This is a genomic window from Pseudoalteromonas tunicata (genome assembly GCF_002310815.1).
In the GTDB taxonomy this organism is placed as follows: Bacteria; Pseudomonadota; Gammaproteobacteria; order Enterobacterales; family Alteromonadaceae; genus Pseudoalteromonas; species Pseudoalteromonas tunicata.
The window spans coordinates 3831427-3852457 of record NZ_CP011032.1 but is presented as its reverse complement, the minus strand read 5'-3'; the positions used below and the strand labels follow the sequence as shown (position 1 = coordinate 3852457).

Genomic DNA, 21031 nt, shown 5'->3' with positions numbered 1-21031 from the left:
CTTAAGGTTAATTAACTTTCCTAGTTTACTAAGTATCATAATGGTATCGATAGGGTAAAAATCACTCCTTGAGGGTGATTTTTTTGAAAATGGATACTTCCTTTAAGTTGTTGAGTCACTTGATTATAAAAAATGTGTAGCCCTAAACCTATATTGCCTAGGTTACGTTTGGTGGTAAAAAAAGGCTCGAAAATTTTATCTGCGACATTATCTTCTATACCGATCCCATCATCTTGATAGGTCAGTAGTAAATGTGATTCATTTTTGGCTAACGTCACTAGAATATTAATTAGCCGTTCCGTACCACAGCCATGTTGCAAGCTATTTGAAAGTAGGATATCTAAAATCATGTCAAAGCTCATCGCAAAGCTATTTATTGTGGTTTCAGATTGACACTCAAAACGTACGTGTACTTGCGATACATGCTGATTTTGAAATAGTTGAAGTTTTTTGCTTAACAGGTTCGAGAGGCTGAAAATTGATGTGGTAGGGTTGGTGTTCGCAATTTGCTTAAATTGTAGAATTAAATTGGCACTTTTATGGATGTTTTTAGTAATGAGTGTTTCGCTATTTTTTAACTGTCCAAGTGCATTTTGCAGTCTTTCTTTTGAAAGTTGATTGGTATTGACCCGAGTTTCAATATCTTCGATGATTTCTTGCAAAACTGAACTTGCAGTTACACAGGTGCCAATAGGGGTATTCATTTCATGGGCAATGCCTGTGATGAGGCTGCCTAAAGAGGCCATTTTTTCGACTTCAACTAATTTAGTTTGTGTTTCAGTTAATGCGGTGAGGGTGACCGAAAGCTCAGAGTTAGTTTGTTGTAGATCTTTTGTTCGCTCTTCTACGCGTTGCTCAAGTTCGCTATTGAGTTCAATTAAGGCAAGCTCTTGCTGTTTTAACGTCGTAATATCGCGCAGAGTGCCTGATATGCGCGTTGCTTGGCCTGTATTATCTCGCTCAACTACTTTACCCCTATCTAATACCCACAACCATTCGCCAAAAGTATTTTTAATGCGGTAGCTGGCTTCAAAAAAGTCTGTTTTTTCATTATTTACATGCTGCTCAAAAAGGCTTTTTACTCGCTCAAAATCATCTGGATGAATTACATTTTGCATTGCGTTCATTGAGTTACCAATATGGTCACGGGGGAGAGTGGTATTATTAAAAGTGTTTTCACGCGAGATTGTGCCAGTAATAAGATCCCAATCCCAAAGTTCGTCACCACTGCCCCACAGTGCCAATTTAAGTCGTTTTTTACCTTCTTTAATGGCGGCTAAGACGGTTTTTTGTGCTTGGTGCTTTTTATGTTTTAGATATAAAAAAGCGCTAAATAAAATGGCTAATGAAATTAGTAAGCTAATTAAGAGCGCGGTGTTTTTTTCTGAAGCTTGGTGGGTAAGTTCTAGGTGGGTGATAGTATTTTTCTGTTTTAACGCCTCAATTTCTCGTTGTTTTTGATCAACTTCAAATTCGACCCTTAAAGCTCCAGTACTAAGCTGTGCTTTTTTGCTGAATATTTCTTCACTTTTAGCTGTATATTTTTTGAAGTAATTGAGCGCTTGCGGGTAATTTTGCATCGCTTCGTTAAACTCTGATAATGCTTGATAGGCGCCGAGTAACACTACATTTTTTTCTGATTTGTCAGCAAAAAGAATACTTTGTTCTACGTGTTTTACGGCTTTATCATAATTCCCTTGGCCAAATCGTAATCGACCCAGCTCTAAATGCGTCTCTGCAAGGCGAGATAATTCTTGCGTGGTAGTAAAAATAGTTAATGCTTCATCTAAGTATTGCTCGGAGGTGGCTAAATCGTTTTGGTCGAGAAACAGGCGGCCTAAATATAAGTTAGAAGATCCTTGTAATTCTTCATTGCCAAGTTGATCAGCAAGTTGTTTGGCTTTATTGAGGTACATTAGCGCATCTTCAGTTTTACCTGCCAAACGTGAGGTTTCACCAAGATTATTATTTGAAAAGACCATGCCCCGTAGATAATTAAGCTGCGTTTTTAGTTCTAAAGATTTGAGGTGTAACTTTATTGCATTGTCATAATCACCAATATCTTTATAAACAATGGCGGTATTGTTGTATTGCAGAGAAAGTGCGCGTACATCACCTAAATCTTGTTTAAGCATAAGCGCTTCGAGCTGATATTTAAGGGCTTTTTCAAAATCGCCAGAGGTTCTGTAAATCGAACCAATTGCGCCAACGGCTTCTGCTATTTTGGCTTTATTTTCTTTAAATCGATAAATTTCAAGGGCCGTCAAATATTCTCGTAAGGCGAGATCGAGTTTCGCCATTTTACGATAGATATTACCTTTATCATTGAGTAAATCAGCGAGCAGTTTGGTATCGTTTATTTGTTCCGCTAAATCCATGGCTAAAGACAAGTTATCAAGTGCATTGTCATAAAGACGAAGTGCTAGTTGAGTCTCACCTTTAACTTTGTAAGATAATATTTGCAGGTTGGTATTATTTATTTTGTTTGCAAGTGTCAGGGCGTGCTCTGCGAGTGAGAGCGACTCAGCCTGATTGTCAATAAAATTGTAAGAGCGAGCTAGATAGGCATAAACTTTAACTTCTAATTCAGGTTGTGGATGGTCCCTTAAGTATCTAAGCGCTTGCTCGCCATAACTGATCGATTTTTTTGCCGAATATCTCGCGTAGTCCTCCAAAAAATGAACAATCAGTTCGGTTTTTTGCAGGCCTTGTGCAAGCTCGATTTGTTGCTCATAAACTTCGATGGTTTTCGCGGTTAGGCTCGAAGTAAACGTAATGATTAGGACGCATAAAATTTGAAAAAACTTCATATAGTTCCCTAACAGCAATAAATTATTATTAACTTATTGCTGTAGTATAGTGAAGAAAAAAAATCATATTTAGTGATGGTTAAATTTGGTTGATTTATTTAACGCAGCGGTTATTGTGCTGCAAAATTTATCAATAATAAGGTTGGGTATGCGTGAAAAAATAGAAGCCGGATTTGAAGGGATAATCTTTTCAGGCCGTTGGTTATTAGCGCCATTTTTCTTTGGTCTGTTTGTTGCGGTACTGTTGTTATTAGTTAAGTTCTGCAAGTTGTTATTTAACATGGTGGTCAATACTTTTACCGCTACGAATGACCAAATGCTGATTAATATTTTAACTTTAGTTGATACCGCTTTATTGGCCGGGCTTCTATTAATTATTATTTTTAGTGGTTATGAAAACTTTGTTTCTAAACTCAATATTGATAAGCACGAAGATAAGCCAAGCTGGATGGGCAAGGTCGGTTTTTCGGGATTAAAAATCAAGCTTATTAGCGCGATAGTTGCCATCTCGGCGGTTGAATTATTAAAGGTGTTTGTCAATTCAGTTCAGCACACTGAAGAAGAGCTTTTTTGGAAGGTATTGATCCACATGACATTTGTAGTGTCGGGCGTGCTATTTTCTGTCACTGATTACATTAACAGTAAAACTGTGAATCATTAGCTGATTAATGATCGCTAAACAGTAAGTGCGCGCCATCACCTTGTGCGGCTAGTTTGTCATTTTCATTATAAATTGGACAATGAACTAGCGATAAGCAGCCGCAGCCAATACACCCCGTTATATTATTTTTTAGTTGAGTCATCGCGTTAATTTTTTCATCGAGCATTTTTTGCCATTGCGCCGCAAGCTGTGACCAATCATCTTTTGTGGGGTTGCGTTTATCAGGTAGGGCATCAAACGCGAGTTTAATCTCATCAAGGCTGACGCCAAATTTTTGTGCCGCTTTAATAATAGCAATACGACGTAACACCTCTCGTTTAAAACGGCGCTGATTCCCCTGATTGCGTAAACTGGTTATCAATCCTTTTTGCTCGTAAAAATGCAGTGTTGATACAGCAATGCCTGTGCGTTTGGCAACCATTCCGACACTTAAATTTGCCTCTTCTTGCATCTTTTTTTCCTCAAAAATTCAAATTTAGCGAAAAAAACACTTTACCTCAAGTTATCTTGAGGTTTTAAGCTTTATTGCACTTAAGACTTAAGACTTAATACATTAATAGAATAGTTTAGGAAGGCGTATGAAAAACATCTATAGAGTTATCAAATCACTTTATTGTCAATCACAAGTGCAAGCTGTATTTAATGATACGATGGCGCAAAAATAAGCAGGAGGCGATAAAATGCAATCATATATAAAAAACTATTTAGCGCTGCTTAATGTACAAAAAACAACGTCAGACTATCACTATATCAGTGAGTTACAGCAAGCCCACCTTACACATTTTAGTTTTAGCAGCAGTAATGTTTTGCTTAAAAAACCATTAAGCCTAGAGCCTGCGGCTTTATTTGAGCGATTGATTAATCAGCGCCTGGGAGGATACTGTTTTGAGCATAATAAAATTTTTTATTTAGCTTTACAGGCACTAGGTTACACCGTGCGGCCATTACTGGGTCGAGTGATGCTAAACGGTGATTCCAGCAATGGCCGCTCCCATCGATTAACTTTACTGACGTTAAACGAAAAGCAGTATGTGATTGATGTTGGCTTTGGCGTGGCTTGTCCGCGTTTACTGATTGATTTACAAAATAAAGAAATAGTTAATGACCAGGCTTTTGAATATCAATTGAGTCAAGAATACGACTATTCAACCAGCTATCGTTTAACGCAACTTAGCCCCGAGCCCGCAAAAGTCTTGTATCGGTTTGATTTACGAGAAGTAACGGAAGCCGATTGTGAGATTGCGCATTTTTACAGTCATCAACATCCACAGGCTGCGTTTGTAAATAATTTAGTGGTTGCGCGTGTCACAGCAAAACAAAGAAAGCTGATCAGAAATCTAACTTACTTAATAATTGATAATGCCAGCAGTCAAGAGGTGGCAATAGACATTAAAACCAGCAAGCAGCTTTATCAACTCTGTAATGAGCAGTTTGCAGTGGGGTTGAGTGTGAGTGAAGCAAGTGAGTTATTTGGTTTTTTGCAAGATAAACAAAAATAAAGGGAGGTAAAGAACACTCAAGTGGATGTGAAAAAGCACAACTTGAGCGTTCACGCCTTTGGGGGTTGTCTTGTTATAACGTTAAGTGTTTATTTAATAATGCCACTACAGTTTCAAAGTATTTTTGACGGGGCACAGACAAATAAAACCATCACCTTGACTTAAATATTTGGAGTCAAAATTCAGTTTTTTAATCTAGCAGCGCCGACAAAATGGATATTTTGAGCGTGATTTTTCGCGAGCTAATTTTTACTCTTTTGTTAAACAACCTAAGCAGCAAAATATTTTAATAACTGGGTAAAGTTGAAATAAAGCAGAAGCCGAGACTTATTATTTTTTCTTTATGCGCTATATAATTTAATCGTTTTGAACGACTTGAAATAAATTTCTAATTTATCATTATGATAGCGAGTTTTCCGTGCAAAACTAAATTGTTAGTTCCTTTTTTGTTTTATTTATTTGTGCTCGCGATTAGTGAGGTTTGTCGTATAATCGAGTCCACAAAAATAATAATTGCTCAGCTATGCTGCGCTTACATGGAGCGTTACATGCCCGATAAACCAATCAGTGCTGATAACCCTTTTGCCAATTTATCTCAGGCACAATATGTGCAAATTCAGCAGTGGTATCAACACCATATTTCGACTGAATTGAATACATTGCTTAAAGGTAGTCAGTCGGGTGAGGTCATTGAGCGTAAAATTAGTCAGGCAATAAAGCGGGCTCATGGTCAGCTTGAGCCTACAGCGCCTTTTTCGGCCAGCACCGATCAGACAATCAAGTTAAAGCATGCAAGCTTATTGGTTGAGCTAAAAGATACCCGCGATTTATTTCACAGTGCACAACTTAAAATAGCTAAGTTAGAACTGCTTTTAAGCCAAAGTGCGAGCGAAATTCAAACTTTAGAACAACAAAATGCCGAGCAAAAAGCTGAGCTGAGAAGCTATCGCGAACGTTTAAACCATGTTTTGAGCCGCCTTGAAAAAGAAGGTGTTTCGTGTCAAAAAAGCCATTATGTTGGGCGGATTTTTGTTCATGCACTTAAGTCTGCTTTTGCTGATTGGCAGCAAACTAGCGCAGGCGAGCCTTACCGACATCATGATTTTTATAAACTATTTCCGCGTGTGCTTTATGGCAGTTTACTTAAAGAGATAGAAATATTGCTCGGCGAGACAGACTATGGCCGCATAGACCGTACCTTATCAAATTTTGTATTTCAGCATAAAGGTGTGCCAGTGCAAGATTGGCCCGATGAAGACCCTATTTATCAAACTAAACTCATTAATCAAAAACAGCATGAGTTACTTTCAAGCATTAAAGAGCAACATATACGCCGTAAGAACTTTGCTCTTTATTTAGAGAAAAAGCTCGCCAAAACTGGTTTTACACCCATGCATGGCCGATTACTTGTTGAATTAGTGCAATTTGCCACAGAAGAAAAACCAAAAAATGATCAGACTGTTAGTATGTAAACTAACAGCCCAGATCTTAATGAATTATTGATTAATTCCCTTCGTCACACTCTAAAGCAAGGCTTTATAAGATTCATTATCGGCTCAATTTTGACTTTTCCCTTTTTAATTTTTACCGTGTAATTCATTTCTTAAAGATAAAATTAATTGTTATTTACTTTAGTCTTAGGTTATAAACGTAGGTCGCTTCCTGTTTATAGGGTGCTGAAATAAAAATAAGAAGAGGAAGTAAAGCATGGTTGAGATTCTTTCGCACACACCCGTTTGGGTGTTTGTTTTAGGGGCGGTGTTATTCTTTTTTGGTTTAAAACAAAGTAAAGAGCGCCAAGTGCCTGAGCGTATGGTGATTATTTTACCTGTTGCGATGTTGATTTTGTCCTTATTAGGTGTGATCAGCGGTTTTGGTACGGCATTGCTGGCGATTGTATTTTGGTTAGTCGGTGTCGTCACTGCGCTGTTGTTTAACTGGATGTTTACCTTAACTAAACGTGCTCAATACGATGTAGAGAGCCACATGTTTCACATTAAAGGTAGCTGGGTGCCTTTGTTATTAATGATGACCATCTTTTTTACTAAATATGCGGTGGCGGTGTTACAAGCGCAACAACATGAATTGAGTGCTGAGCCTGTGTTTATGTTAGTAGTGAGTGCACTGTACGGTATGTTAAGTGGTTCGTTTGTGGTGCGAGCAACAGCAGTTTGGCAATCAAAACGCTATGCATTAAAAGCTGCAAAAACAGCTGCCTAGAAATGAATGACTGAGATATTTAATTTTAATTTTAATTCAATGTATTGGTAAATCTCTTATCCAGAACCGAGGTTAATTCGCTTATTATTTTAGCAAAAGTAATAAAGGCCACTTTGATTAATCAAAGTGGCCTTTATTCATTGGCGAAGTTTTATAATAGTTCCAAAACGTTTAGTTGATTAACTGACCATCGCACATTGTTAATTGTTTTTGAGCTAAATTAGCTAATGCCTGATCATGTGTCACTATCACAATAGTTTTACCGCTTTTATTTAACTGTAATAAAATATCAATAACAATTTTGCTATTCTCGGAATCAAGGTTTCCTGTGGGTTCATCAGCCAAAATAATGTCAGGGTTGGTTATGATGGCTCTGGCAATGGCGGCTCGTTGTTGCTGTCCGCCAGATAATTGAGGGGGAAAGTGCTTCGCTCTTTCGCCAAGACCAACCTTTTGTAATGCTTGATATGCTAAATCAATATATTCTTGTTTTGCAACGCCCCTTAACTTTAATGGTAAAGCGACGTTGTCCAGAGTGCTCAGTTCTGCTATTAAATTAAATGACTGGAATATAAAGCCAATATGGTGGTTTCTTACTTCTGCTCTTTGTGAGGCGGTTAATTGTATGATGTCTTTAGAGCAGAGATGATATTCACCTTCATCGGCATATTCTAATAGCCCAAGAACACTTAACAATGTTGACTTGCCACAGCCGGATGGACCTGTAATGGCAGTAAATTCACCCTGCTTGATGTTGAAGCTTATATCGTTAATAGCGAAAGTTTCAATAAACTGTGTTTTGAATGATTTTTTAAGATTTTTTATTGAAATCAGATTCATACTATATTCCGTTATTTTTTTGTTTAAACAGGATCTGATCATTGAGAGTTAACCCTGAAACAACTTCTCGTTTACCATGGCTAAATTGACCTAGTTTAATTGTTTTATCAGTGATTTTTCCTGTTGTATCTATGACACTTACTTGAAGTTCACCTTCTGGAAATTGGTCACCTTGTTCAAGCCATAATTTTTGTTGTTTTTTTGTCGGGTATAATACCGCTTTGATTGTGGCGAAGGTTTTTGTTTCTTTGGGGAGTATTTTTGGTAGTACTACATTCACTTCAACAGCACCATTTTTTACTGAAGGAGAAATTGCATCTACTTTAGCCTTAACGATATGTTCTCCAATGAAGATGTCTACGGGCATATCGGGGAACACTTGTGCTATTATATTTTGTGCAACGCTAATTTTTGCATGTAATGGACTCATTTTTGCTATCACAGCAATTTCATCACCAAGCTGTATAGTTTGCCCTAGCGTTAAATCAATAGATTGTACAACCCCAGACATCTTAGCGGTAATCAGCAGGTTATTTACTTGCTCTGTTTTAGCTTGTAACTTTGATGAAACACCTTCTTTTTTTGCTTTTTGTGCTTGCATTTGCGCTTCTTTATTTCGTATGAAAGAGTGATATCGCTGAGCTTCATTTTCTACTTTAAATTGCAGTTGCTGTCGTTTTTCAGTGACCCGAGCTAGGTCGTATTGTGAAATAATCCCTTTGTGAGCTAAGCTCGTTTCAGCCTCTAATTTCATCGTATTGAGGCGTAGTTCAGACTTTAAATCAGATAATTGTTGCTGCATATTTAAGTCACTGTTTTCTAAATCGAGTTGTTTACCTAGAAATTCTGCGGCCAAAATATTGGCTTCAATTTGAAGTGTCGCGCGTTCACTCTCAAGTTGCGGATTAGCTAATTTTGCAACGGGATCTCCAATATTGACATTGTCGCCAGCATTAACAAACACCTGTTCAACTTGACCGACTGATTTGGCACTAAGCCAATGTTGATGTAAAGGGATTATGGTACCGGTCGCAACAATCTCATTGAGAGAGAACTGCTCTACGACACGCGCTATTTTTTGTTGGTTCGCCGTAAAAGAAAAATAGAGCGAGATACTGATAATGACCGCTGTAATGATTGCTGAAATGGACAATAATTTTTTAGATATTGACTTTGTAGGCGTTATTTTTAAATCCATTTATTTCTTCTTATTGTGAAAAAAGTGAAAAGCTATTTTTCTTCAGGTTTTTGTAAAAACTAATGAAGAACAGTATCGCGATGAAGATACTCAGTAAGATAAATGTATAGAGATATTGAAGGGGACCAAATGCCACTCCAGCTGTTAAAAAAGGTACTAATTTACTTGCGAACTTAAACAATATCAAACCTAATGTGATTGCCATTAGGCTGACGCTAATAAGAATACGATGGCTATAAATAAACGATTGAATTGGCTTGGCTCCCAAAGCAAAATAGATTGCAAGCGTTTGTTGAAAGCGCTGTTGGTTTAATGTTGCAATGGTATATATCGTCATAAAAGAGATAACTAGACCTAAAATCGCTGCAATAAGGCATAGCTTTACTCGTGCGATTATGGGTAGTTCCTTCAATTGCTTCTGCTTTGTTAAGCTAATTGGTACGGGGTAAATGGCGGCAAACTCAGTCTGATTTAGCGTTACTTTTTGCTGGCTTTTTGAAAGCAAAATAGCGCTGGTTGGTGTTGGGTCTTTAGCATAAACCATCATTTGCTGTTCAGAAGAGCCGATAATGTAAGCAATATTTTCGACTATACCCACTATTTGTAATGGATCCCCGAAATAGTTATATAGCTGACTACCAATAATATTACTTCTACCTTGGCTTTTTAGAAAACGCATTACCGCTTCATTAATAATAATTTGGTTGTCAGAAGTTAATACTAAAGTGCCTTCTATTAGGTCAGCATCTAACAGTTTAAGTCCATTTTGGGTCACTTTATTTATAGGGGTCTTTAGGTTTATTTGTTCAATACTTTCACCCGTTAGTATCTCCTCTTTTAGTTGACTAAAATACGGAGCATAAGTGACAAAGCCAAATTCTGACGCAAAAAACTGCTGCTGCAGAAGAAGCTCTCTTTCATTTAGAATTAAGGCTTGATCTTTTGTATGAGTAGTTGGCGTGTAAGCCGTTAAATTAGCGATTTTTTCTTTAGTTAAAAGGGATAACTTTGGTAAGTCACTCTGCAATACGTGGCTGGTAAATAAAATGCAGACAGTGGTGACTGTAATCGTTAAGGTGATTGAGATATAAAAAAGTGCAAAGGGTGAACTTTTTTTACCATAAAGTGAACGAGTATTATAATTCACCGCACTTAAGCGCTGCGCCAATTGAGTATAAATAAGTGTAGTGATCACCGAGGCGAGTATGGTTAAAAATAAGATTGGCAAATTCAGGTCAATATTAAACTCAGCACCCGCTTTTAATAACTGCGAAATCGCGCCTTCATTAAGTAAATATTGAAGGTACAACGTATTAAATGGGATTGCTAATAATGATGATAAAGCAATCGGTACGGCTAAAAATCCCAGCTGTAGATTAAAATAATGCCATTTTTTAATCCCATAGATTAAAAACAACTGATTGTTTGATGTAAGTTGTGCTTGTGTTAACGCAAGCCAGTTTGCAATATTTAGTATCGCAATAACTAGAATGATAAGTGCGATGCTGAAGTATACCGTTGCATTTTTCTTCGCAGTTATTAGTGCACCTTGATCATAGGACAACCCAGCTTGAAATTGAAAGGTGTCGACCGGTGGGGTTATGTCATAGTTAAGTAAATCAACGCGCTGGGATAATTGTGTGACAGCTTGTGAAAATTGGTTCGTTGAGGCGTCATTTTGTAATATGACTGCCCAGTAATTTAAGCTCTGTGTCAGGAGTGTTTTTTCTTTATAAGGGGGATAAAACTGACTGCTATCTTGCCAAGGTAGCCATATTTCAGTTTGATTGTCATTGAGCCCAGAAAAGCGCTCGGAAATTGCAGCGATAACATAATTTTTGTTTTGGATATTAATACTTTGATTCACACTTAGTTGGTATTGCTCAGCAAATTTCTTGCTAATAACGCACATGGCTTGCTCGCTTGAAAAGCGATTATTATTTAAAATTGACCCACCAAGCGATATTTTAAGTGCTGAAAAGTAATTATCCGAAACAATATCAACAACCGCAGTGATAGATTGTTGCTTAATCGTCAGGTTTTGATGGCGTAGATGACTGCCAGAAAAAGCAATAATATCCCCTTGTTTACCTAACTGATTTTGCAGCGACATTATTTGTGAAGGTGAAAGTAGAAAATTTAGATCAAGGGCACTCATATAAGCATAAAGGCTATATATATCACCTTGATGACCTACACCTACAGGCTTACCTGAAGAAAGTGTTTGTTTAATAGTCCAAGCTGAATTAATAAATGCAAAGCTCGCCCCAAGGCTTAAGATAACAATAAGCAAAGAAACTTTACGATACTTAAAACAATGTAAGATATAGGTTAGATACATACCGCTTCTTTAAATGTCATTTTAATGGAAAACCGACTTAATAATGTCGCCACTATTTAGGGTGTATTTGCGGGTCATACCAACGTACGACGCCTTCAAATAGCACTGGGGTTGCATGTGCGTTGTTTGGCGATTTCTTGTATTTATCGAATAAGAATCGCCCTTTGATAAACTTTTCTTCTTGCATTGCGGCTTCTGGTACCGTTGAGATAAGCTCAAATTGTTCAGGGTCCCCGTTTTCATTGACGATAAAACGTGCGGTAATATAAATCTGGTCATTGTGGCGTGATGTGATGTCGCCGGAAGAAATGGCTAGCGGCATGATTTTTGCCATTCTCTCTGGCGCAGGCGACCAATAATGGCGTAATTCATCGATAGTATCGACTTTAATAATTGTAGTGTGATTATCTGGTTTATTTTGGGCAAAGACTGGTTGAGTTGTACTGATGATTAAAAGCCAGAGTAGTCGTTTTATTTTCATTTTATTAATCCTAATTAAAAAAGCTTTTTAAAAAAAGCTTTTTAAGCATGTGTTGTGTTATGCACAGCCACCATGGACAATAACATAATTACCTTTACCATCTCGGTATTCTAGGTAGCTGCCAACACATCCCTTTGTCCAACCCTCTGGCACGGCTGCAATAGCAGAGAAAGATAAAACGGTTGCACTTAATGCTATAATTTTAAGCGTTGATTTAATAGATTTTTTCATTAAAAACGCCTTTTTGTATTAGGAGTGGGTACTGTACCTTTTTTTTGTACTCAGTCAAAGAATTTTTATCCAGAGTTGAATTATGTGGTGTTTATTGCCCTATGACTCATAAAATACCCCTGCTAATTTTATTCAATCAACAGAGGTATTTTCAGCATAACTAAAGCTGTTTTGTAACATAAAAAGTGAGCGGTTAGCTTTTAAGTGCTTTTTCAATCAATAAATCAACATAGGCTTTTTGTGCTTTGGCGTCTTGGTTTGCACCCCAAGGCGTGCTTAAGTCTATAATAGCGTGTAGCTGGGCAAGTGCACCTGCGCGGGCTAAATTATCGTAACTTGATGCTTTACCAAGGCCAGCGATGGCAATTAAGCGTTCTACATAATTAATTTGTAAATTATGGCTCATAGAGTTAGCCGTTTTTGCAGGCACAAAAATGCTGCTGGTTAAGTCATTCATAAACTCAGACAAGCTGTATTGGTTGCCGTATAACGCGGTATCTGAAATTCGGGTTAATACATTTTTGTGTAGCAACTGGTCTAATACCGATTTTTGCATATTTAACAGCATGCTATGAACTTGTGGGTCTTCATTTTTACCGTAATGATTAAAACCACGGCGTTGCTGTTGCATGTAGTTATACAGCGGCTTCATGTTCGCAAGTGTCTCTGGCGCAAACACTTTTTTCGCCAACGTATTCATGGCTGCTTTTTGAATCTCTGCAGGCACTGGCGTGAAAGGTTTAACTGAGTCATCGGTACCAACCACGTTACGTTCAACATACACGCCACCAATGAAACGCGAAATGACGCCTGCTTGTGTGCGGTATTGGCCAAATAAGTTATTGGCTGAAATCAGTAATTGTTGATGTGATTCACCTTGGATGCGGGCTTTGCTAATTAATTCGCCCAGCAGTGAGTCAACTAGCTCCATACGGTCGTTTGCATACGCTACCGCATTGGACGACATATCACCAATCATCACGCGCGGGTCAATATGACGACCTGGTGAGCGCATATCATCGGCATCGTTACCAAAGGCTAAACCATGTTGGTTTGAACGAGATAGAATTTGCTCTAAGCGTGCTTGCTCAGCGGCTACATCATTTAATGCGGCTGAATAGCCATATTCAATGGCCCAATCATCATAAGGCCCTGGTTTAGTTTGGAAAAAGTCACCTTGTTTCACGCCGCGCGGTGCAACGTTTACTGGGCTGTAGTCCATCACTGAACCCGTTAATACGCCTTGGGTTTTGGTTTTATTGTGAATGTCTTTTTCATTCCACATAATTGAGGCTTTCATGTTGTGGTTAAGGCCTAACGTATGGCCCACTTCATGAAGTACTAATTGGCGTAACCCTTCGGCCAAAATGGCTTTTTGCTCGATATCTGCGCCCGATGCCAAAGTATTTGCAAGCATGATATTTTGTTGTAATTGATGGCCTAAAGAGCAGTTTAGTTGGTTTGATTCGAGCGGTGCTTCGCTCAATGTGCTTGCGCCTTGTGAAAAGAGTGAGTCATAAATCCAGCGATTACGCATAAATACAAACTCAAGCATGATGTCTGAGCCTAAAATCTCACCAGTCAGAGGGTTAGCAAGTGCAGGGCCATAACCGCCAAAGGGTGGGCGTGGCGATGAGGTCCATCGTAATACGTTGTAGTTAATGTCGCCGGCGTCCCAAGTTGCATCATCGGGTTGAATTTTAACTTCAATGGCATTTTTAAAACCGGCTTTTTCAAACGAGGTATTCCAATCGAGCACTGCCGCTTTAATGGTGTCGCGCCATTCAACAGGGGTGGTATTTTCAATCCACCAAGTGATTGGTTTTACTGGTTCAGAAAGGGCTGCGCTTGGGTCTTTTTTCTGTAAGTCCCAACGTTTAATCACATCTTGATACGGCGCCCAATCACTTGAGGTCATGTTGTCAAACTGGTTGGTGAAATAACCAATACGGGCATCATCATAACGTGGTTGATAGCTGTTTTTTGGTAAGGCAACAAACGAATGCTGTACTTTGACTGATACAAAACGCGCATCTGACACTGCGTCTGAGCCACGTACACTTGGGTTGCTGTTACTAAATACGTAATCGACCACTACATCTAGGTTGTTGTCATAAATGCGATTTTTAATAATGCGTGATTTTTTATCATCCAGTTTGCCAACGTTAAAGCGCTTTTTAGCATTTTTATCGTCAGGGTTGGTCCAAGGTGAGACTTTGTGTAGTTCTTCGCTTAAAAATAACTTATCGACATTAAAGGCAATTTGGCCGTTTTCTTCGGTTTCAATATCGATAGAAGCTAATACGGCTTCAGAAATATTAGCCTCACTGGCGCGGGCAATTGCGCTGTTTTCATCAAATAAAAAGCGTGGTGTTTTGCTGATGATATCAATGCGATTAAAGTGGCGGCGAAACTCAATCAGTTTGGTTTCACGGTATGAGCCCCGAAAATGACCTGCGTCGGTCACGCCATCAACAGTATGGGCAAAATAAACAAAGGGCGTATCGAGTTGAGCTGCGTTGATCACCATTAGGTTTTTACCTGTTTTTTCATCTAAATAGAGATTAAACAGGCCGCTAAATGCGGTTTTATCTTTGATGAGTGATTCGATGGTTTGTGGTTTTTTTTCTTTGTCGTTTTTTTTATCTGCGGCCAGTGCCGGATTAACTGTGCCAAATGCAACAGTGAGTGCTAAAGCGATAGTTGAAATTTTCACGCTGATCCCTCGATTTTTATAGTCATTGTGTTGTTTTTTGAGTGTACCTGAATTTTTTTAGTGACTAAAACGCCCTGCGCTAGGACGTCAAAAAGCGGTGATGAATACCACAATAGGAAAAAAGTGTTGCAGAATGTAACTTAATTCGAAGGATGTTTTGGGGATTTAGCCATGGTTTGCTACTTTATTTTTTTGGCATTATGGCCACGATAAGGTTACTAACGCACCTGTACTGTGGTTACTGAGTACGATGTTGCCTTGATGCAAATTCATGATGTCGCGACATAAGGTCAGGCCTAGCCCTTGGCCATTTACTTTGGTGGTAAACAAGGGATTAAGCGCATTATTTAAATTAGCAAACCCTGGGCCCTGATCAGCAATTTCAAGAATATATTGCTGATCTTGATAATAACAATGGCAACTAAGCTGGGTATTGGGGTTGGCTTGCTGTGCATTTTTAAATAGGTTAATCAGTAATTGTTCAAATAACATGGGGTCGACCGTGGCAAAGTGCTCCCCTTGATAACTAAGAGGAATAGCCAAGTTAGCCGCTTGTTGCTCACACAATTTGGCTAGATTTATTCGAATGGGTTTGGCATCAGGTAAATGGCTTAACATCGCATAACTATGAATAAAATCGAGCAAAGATTCACTGCGCTTTTTGATGCGTTCAAGCACTTCTTGCTGCTGGGCGTAGGGTAAGTCAGGCGCTGTAAGTAATGTGTCAGACATCGAAGCAATGGGAGTGAGAGAGTTGCGAATTTCATGACTGAGGATTCGAATAACATCATTTTGACTTTGGCGACGTTGTTGCTCTAGTGGCATGGAAATATTGGTGGCGGTAAAAATCCAAAGTTGTTGTTCACCTTCGCCGTGCAATAAGGTAGAGCAATGCCACGGAGTTTGAAAGTCAGGGTGTGAAAGCTGGTTTTGCTGGTGATTAAAACCCAAAGCGTCTGCGTTTTGATTCAGTAAAATAGGGTGCTTGTAATGTTGTTTGAAGGCTAAATTACAAAATAGCAGGTCAAGTTGCTGATCAAAAATGACCAAAGGAGCAGACCATAAATTAAATACTTGCTGCCAAAGCGCGTGATTAAGGGTGTTGGGTTGCTGTTTTTGCTCACTTAAGCTTGTAATGGCATCGGCTAACTGCTGATTTAAACTGGTTTTATTGGCAAATTGCAGTGAAATATTTGATTCACCTTCAATTTTGGTTTGGCAAAAGGCAATTAGATCGAGCTTAGGTTGCTGCCAAAAATGATAAATGCGGTATCCCAGCCAGCTTAAACCATAACCGATCACGAGGCTTGCAGTAGCAAGTGCAAGGGCGCTAAATGCATGTAGTTTCATCACCCACACAATCAGTAAGCCAATAAGGAGCATTACCAAGGTAATGATCGCACTAACTTTGCGCTGTTGTGTTAATCGTTTTATTGGCCACATGGGTTAATTGCCCACGTTTAATTGGTATTTTTGCATGCGGCGATAAAGGGCGTGGCGTGAAATACCAAGGCGCACCGCAGCTTGGCTCACGTTGCCTTGGGTTTGTTGTAATGCAGCCTCTATTTGTTGACGTTCAACGGTATGCAGCGCCAACGAATCTAAAGCGGGTTGGTTAGGCTGAGCGTTATGATTAGGTAGCATTAAATCTGCACTTAACAGTTGGCTTGTGCTGTTGGCATGCAATAACACCGCACGTTCCATAACATGGCGTAACTCTCGCACATTCCCCGGCCAAAAGTAGCATTGCAAGGCTTGCTCTGCACAAGCTGCTAATTGCGGGGTAGGTTTGTGATACTGGGTTGCAAATTGGCGTAAATAAAAAGAGGCCAACGGTAAAATATCCGCGATCCGCGCCCGCAGTGGCGGCAATTCAATAATAAATGTATTTAAACGATAATAGAGATCTTGGCGAAACTCACCTGCGCTAATGGCTTGAAGTAAATCTTGATTGGTCGCGGCAATAATTCGAACATTCACTTTTACCGATTGCTCAGCACCTAACGGTGTGAATTGCTGGGTTTCAAGTACTTGTAGTAATTTAGCTTGTAGATGAAACGGCAAAGCGCCAATTTCGTCTAATAACAAAGTGCCTTGATTGGCGCTGGCAAAGCAGCCTAAGCGGTTTTGTTTTGCATCGGTAAACGCCCCTTTTTGATGACCGAATAATTCACTTTCAAATAAAGACTCAGGAATAGCAGCCATGTTAGTGGTGATAAATGGCTGATTTTTTCGCTGTGATAAGTGATGAATACGCGCGGCTAATTGAGATTTCCCCGTACCGTTTTCGCCAATAATTAACAGGTTAGCATCGGTTGGGGCAATGTTTGCGACTAAGCTTGTTATGCGCTGCATTGCATCGCTTTGGGCAATCCAATCGCTGGTTGAAGCCGCCATAGTAGGCTGAGCAAGTGAATTTTTTTCAGATGCGTTGTCGGGGCGTGAATTCGCCACATAAGTTGCAATTAAGGTTAGTAACTTCGTTTTTTGCCACGGTTTTTCAACAAAGTCTTTTGCACCGAGTTTAATACCTTGAACGGCTAATTCAATCGTGCCCCAGGCCGTCATTAAAATAGTTGGTAGTTTTGATAAATCAAGGCGTTGTAACAAACTCAGCCCTTCTTGTCCCGAGGTGGTATCACGGCTGAAATTCATATCCAATAATAATAAATCGGGCTGGTGGCGTTGAATTTGAATCTCACAGGATTTAATTGAATCAGCCTCAAGGGTGCGATACCCCGCTTGCGCCAATAATAACGACAAAGAAAAGCGAATGTCGTTATCGTCATCGGCAATTAAAATTAGCGGGGCATGGCGTGTCATGATGATCCTTCAAAAAATGCCCTGATTGTTTATCATCAGGGCAACGGGTTATAGATCGCGCAATGCTTGCATCGGTGCGCGGTTAATAATGCGTTTAGCTGGCCAAAGTGTGGCTATCAGCACAATGATAATTAGCAGCAGGTCAATTAAAATTATTGGCATTAAATCAAACGCAGGTAAGCTGGTAATTTTGGGTTGTAAGCTTGTATATACCAAAGTTGCGAAAATTATACCAGCGCACAAACCAGAGAATAATAACCAGCTCGCTTGGGCAAGTACTAAACGCAGCAGTTGGTTACGTGATGCTCCCGTCGCCATGCGTATGGCCAGCTCAAAGCGTTTTTGTTCGGTTAAGCTAGTTGCAAGCCCTGCCATCCCGATAGCAGCAAGTGCTAGGGTTAATAGAGTAAGTAAGTTAGTGAAATAAAAGAGCATGCGGGTGTCGGCCGTTGCAGCGTTCCAGTATTCGTTAAGTGTACGCATTTCTACTTGGTCAATGCTTGGATCAAAGGCTAAAGCAAGTTGCTGCAGGGTTTGCGTTGCAAACGCCTCACCAGCAGGTAATTGCATCAGTAACTTAATTTCTTGCTGAGTTTGGTAATTAAGGTGCTGATAGGAAATTGCTTGCAACTTATTACGGGTCATTAAATTAAAGGTATTGCCAACAATGCCAATAATTGTAGCTTTTTCAAACTCGGTATTGAGTAAAGATTCAATTGGTTGATCGGGGCTGAGCAGCTGTGCTAAATTTTCATTAATTAACATGATTTTGGCTTTATCTTTCCATTCTTGCTCGCTGATATTTCGCCCGGCAATTAATGGAATATCAAAAGCAGATAAAAAGTCGGGGGTCAGCTGGCTTGATTGATAACTGAGATCGGCTTGGGTGACCGGATGCTTTGAAAAGTGGAATATATTGGTTAGACCTAGTGGTTCTCCTCGGCCTTGTAAGATCTCTAATTGTGTTAGATTTTGCTGCAGGTGGTTGCTTAATTCTTGAGCGAGTTGCGAAGTGCGTGTCAATTCTTCACTGTTTAATTCATTGCTAGTTTGCTGCGCTCCATCCTGCTTTAATTTAACAGTCATCAATAGCGTGTTTTTGAGCTGGTAGCCCAAATGAGGGTAAAGCGTTTGGTAGCTTTGGTGCGAAATCATTGCCAAACTCACTAATAACGTACTGGCAATACACAGCTGGACAACAAACAACCCTTTTTGCAGGCGTGAACTCCCCGATTTTGCCACGCCTTTACCACTGCCTTGCAGCGCTTGATTGAGGTGCTTGAGCGGTAAGTGGAAAAAACAGAGTAACGAAAAAACAAGATTCATCAGCAGTAAGCTAATTATGGCAAACAGGTAAGTTGTTTGATTGACCGAAATACTGTGTAGCAGTGGCAATTCTTTATTAAAAATAATTGGCAGTAATTTGATGATCCAAGCGGCGCCCAGTAAACCCAGCACCCCCGCACTGATAAATAAGGGTGCGGATTCAATAAAAATTTGGTTGATTAATTTAAGTTTGTTAGCCCCTAAACTTTTTGAGATGGCAAATTCTTTATGGCGCCCTTGATAATGGGCAATAAAGACGTTGATAAGATTGCAGCAAGCCATCAATAGTAAGCCAACAAAGGCACTTAATAGCAGTAAAATCATCACTTTGTTTTTACCGACCAAGTTATCTCGATAAAGCTCAATTGTTGCGGTTGTTGGGACCGGAAATTTATTTATAAAGTCACCTTCAGCTATACCTTGGTTCACCACTTCAATTAATTGGTTTGTGTCTAGTGCGGGTAAGGTGCTTAGTAATAAAAAAAATGTCTCGTTGTTTCGAATGGCATCGGGCATATTTGTGGCTATTGGGGTGGAGAGGTCATCAAAGCGCCAAATTTGTTGGCGACCATGTTTATCGCCATAGCTATTTGAAGTGAAATCTTGCAACACACCCTGAATTAAATAAGGTTGTGCATCCAGATTTAACTGTTTTCCAACAATCTCAGGGTCGCTTGCAAACACTTGGTGCCAGAGTGTTTCAGAAATCCACACTCGCTCTTTGATACTGGCGGATGCCTTACTATTTTCACCAAGCACCAACCGCGTACCTAGAATCTGTTCTGTGCCTTGAAAAGCATCAAATTGTGTTACGGCATAATGTTGCTCAGCAACGGTGATTGATTGTGCCGACGGCTTAAAATACGCCCATTGCCCCTGCGAGGCATAATGGGCTTTTAAATGTAAAAATAGATTCGAACCTAAAATAGGGAATGTGAATTTATCATTGAGTTTTTTGCTGGTGCTCACCTTATAAAGCGTGTGCTCATCTTTAATATCAGGTAATGGTTGAAACAGCACGTTGCTACTGATGGCAACCGCCGTCATAACTGTGGCTAACGTTAAACTTAGCGTCACTAAAATTGGCAAGCTAAAGCGCGGTAAACTCACCAGCCGAATGATGCCGTAGCGCAGGGCGCGTAAGTAAAAACTCATACAGCCTCCGCCATAGCTTGATTGGTATTATTGGCACTGTGAGTCGTGCCGCTGTGCTGGGTGATCACTTGGCCATCTAATAAACGAATTTGACGACTTGCCATTTGGCTGTAGCGATTATCGTGCGTTACCATCACAATGGTGGTGCCAGCACGATTGAGATCGCATAAAAGCTGCATAACCGAATCACCATTTTGACTATCTAGGTTACCGGTTGGCTCATCAACTAACAGTAAATCAGGTTGACCGACCAATGCTCTTGCAATGGCGACACGCTGTTGTTGACCACCCGAAAGTTGATTAGGGTAATAAGCCGCGCGGGGTAATAAATTTAACTTGGTTAAAAGCGCGTTTACCGCTTGTTCAATCTCGGCTTTTTTACTACCTCGATGCTCAAGCGGTAATGCAATATTTTCAAATACCGTTAATGAATCAATTAAATTAAACGATTGAAAAACAAACCCAATATGACGGTTGCGGATTTTAGCGCTTTGGTCGATGTTTAGGGTGCTAACATCATGTTCGCTGAGGTGATACTGACCGCTGTCGGCTTGTTCAAGTAATCCTAAAATGCTGAGTAAGGTTGATTTTCCGCAGCCCGACGGCCCGACAATCGCCACGAATTCACCTTGCTCAATAGTTAAATTAATATTGTTGAGTGCTTGAGTCTGTAGCTGACCTTTATTAAATGCTTTACAAACGTTCTGTAACGAAACGATGGTTTTCATTG

At 39.6% G+C, this 21031-nt stretch carries 16 protein-coding genes; 4 read left to right on the top strand and 12 right to left on the bottom strand.

Translation table 11 applies throughout. The features are described from left to right. Positions 1 to 35 precede the first annotated feature (35 nt). Positions 36 to 2810 (bottom strand): tetratricopeptide repeat protein, encoded by a 2775-nt coding sequence (locus tag PTUN_RS17445; RefSeq protein ID WP_009839011.1) that lies wholly within the window; start codon positions 2808 to 2810, stop codon positions 36 to 38. Between the two features lie 148 nt (positions 2811 to 2958). Here PTUN_RS17445 and PTUN_RS17440 point away from each other — a divergent pair, with 148 nt between their 5' ends. Continuing rightward, the gene (locus tag PTUN_RS17440) at positions 2959 to 3471 is read left to right on the top strand and encodes a TIGR00645 family protein (protein ID WP_050760036.1); all 513 of its coding nucleotides are present in this window, start codon (positions 2959 to 2961) and stop codon (positions 3469 to 3471) included. A 4-nt stretch (positions 3472 to 3475) separates the two neighbouring features. Here PTUN_RS17440 and soxR read toward each other — a convergent pair whose 3' ends face one another. Next, complete coding sequence (gene soxR / locus PTUN_RS17435; protein WP_009839013.1) at positions 3476 to 3922, bottom strand: redox-sensitive transcriptional activator SoxR; 447 nt, start codon at positions 3920 to 3922, stop codon at positions 3476 to 3478. A gap of 229 nt (positions 3923 to 4151) precedes the next feature. Between soxR and PTUN_RS17430 the strand changes: the two genes are divergently transcribed. From PTUN_RS17430 to PTUN_RS17420, 3 genes are all read left to right on the top strand, one after another. Further along, positions 4152 to 4970 carry an arylamine N-acetyltransferase family protein gene (locus PTUN_RS17430; RefSeq protein ID WP_009839014.1) on the top strand — a complete coding sequence of 273 codons (819 nt, stop codon included), beginning with the start codon at positions 4152 to 4154 and terminating at the stop codon, positions 4968 to 4970. A gap of 548 nt (positions 4971 to 5518) precedes the next feature. Then, positions 5519 to 6442: a hypothetical protein gene (locus tag PTUN_RS17425; RefSeq protein ID WP_040644018.1), complete on the top strand. Its 924-nt coding sequence runs from the start codon at positions 5519 to 5521 to the stop codon at positions 6440 to 6442. Between the two features lie 235 nt (positions 6443 to 6677). Beyond that, a complete protein-coding gene (locus tag PTUN_RS17420; protein WP_009839016.1) occupies positions 6678 to 7190 on the top strand; it encodes a DUF6622 family protein in 513 nt (170 codons plus the stop codon). A gap of 171 nt (positions 7191 to 7361) precedes the next feature. Here PTUN_RS17420 and PTUN_RS17415 read toward each other — a convergent pair whose 3' ends face one another. From PTUN_RS17415 to PTUN_RS17375, 10 genes are all read right to left on the bottom strand, one after another. Then, complete coding sequence (locus tag PTUN_RS17415) at positions 7362 to 8030, bottom strand: ABC transporter ATP-binding protein (protein WP_009839017.1); 669 nt, start codon at positions 8028 to 8030, stop codon at positions 7362 to 7364. A gap of 1 nt (position 8031) precedes the next feature. Next, positions 8032 to 9228, bottom strand: coding sequence for an efflux RND transporter periplasmic adaptor subunit (locus tag PTUN_RS17410; RefSeq protein WP_009839018.1), 1197 nt, complete (start codon positions 9226 to 9228; stop codon positions 8032 to 8034). A 10-nt stretch (positions 9229 to 9238) separates the two neighbouring features. Further along, complete coding sequence (locus PTUN_RS17405) at positions 9239 to 11569, bottom strand: ABC transporter permease (protein ID WP_009839019.1); 2331 nt, start codon at positions 11567 to 11569, stop codon at positions 9239 to 9241. A gap of 52 nt (positions 11570 to 11621) precedes the next feature. Continuing rightward, positions 11622 to 12050, bottom strand: a complete 429-nt coding sequence (locus tag PTUN_RS17400; RefSeq protein WP_009839020.1) for a hypothetical protein — start codon at positions 12048 to 12050, stop codon at positions 11622 to 11624. Between the two features lie 57 nt (positions 12051 to 12107). Next, complete coding sequence (locus tag PTUN_RS21820) at positions 12108 to 12281, bottom strand: hypothetical protein (RefSeq protein ID WP_009839021.1); 174 nt, start codon at positions 12279 to 12281, stop codon at positions 12108 to 12110. 193 nt (positions 12282 to 12474) lie between these two features. Next, the gene (locus PTUN_RS17395) at positions 12475 to 14997 is read right to left on the bottom strand and encodes a zinc-dependent metalloprotease (protein ID WP_009839022.1); all 2523 of its coding nucleotides are present in this window, start codon (positions 14995 to 14997) and stop codon (positions 12475 to 12477) included. Between the two features lie 198 nt (positions 14998 to 15195). Continuing rightward, positions 15196 to 16440: a sensor histidine kinase gene (locus tag PTUN_RS17390; RefSeq protein ID WP_009839023.1), complete on the bottom strand. Its 1245-nt coding sequence runs from the start codon at positions 16438 to 16440 to the stop codon at positions 15196 to 15198. A 3-nt stretch (positions 16441 to 16443) separates the two neighbouring features. Then, complete coding sequence (locus tag PTUN_RS17385) at positions 16444 to 17820, bottom strand: sigma-54-dependent transcriptional regulator (protein WP_009839024.1); 1377 nt, start codon at positions 17818 to 17820, stop codon at positions 16444 to 16446. Positions 17821 to 17868: 48 nt separating this feature from the next. Next, positions 17869 to 20301, bottom strand: coding sequence for an FtsX-like permease family protein (locus PTUN_RS17380; protein WP_009839025.1), 2433 nt, complete (start codon positions 20299 to 20301; stop codon positions 17869 to 17871). Beyond that, positions 20298 to 21029, bottom strand: a complete 732-nt coding sequence (locus tag PTUN_RS17375; protein WP_009839026.1) for an ABC transporter ATP-binding protein — start codon at positions 21027 to 21029, stop codon at positions 20298 to 20300. The genes PTUN_RS17380 and PTUN_RS17375 overlap by 4 nt, the downstream gene beginning before the upstream one ends. Between the last annotated feature and the right edge of the window lie 2 nt (positions 21030 to 21031).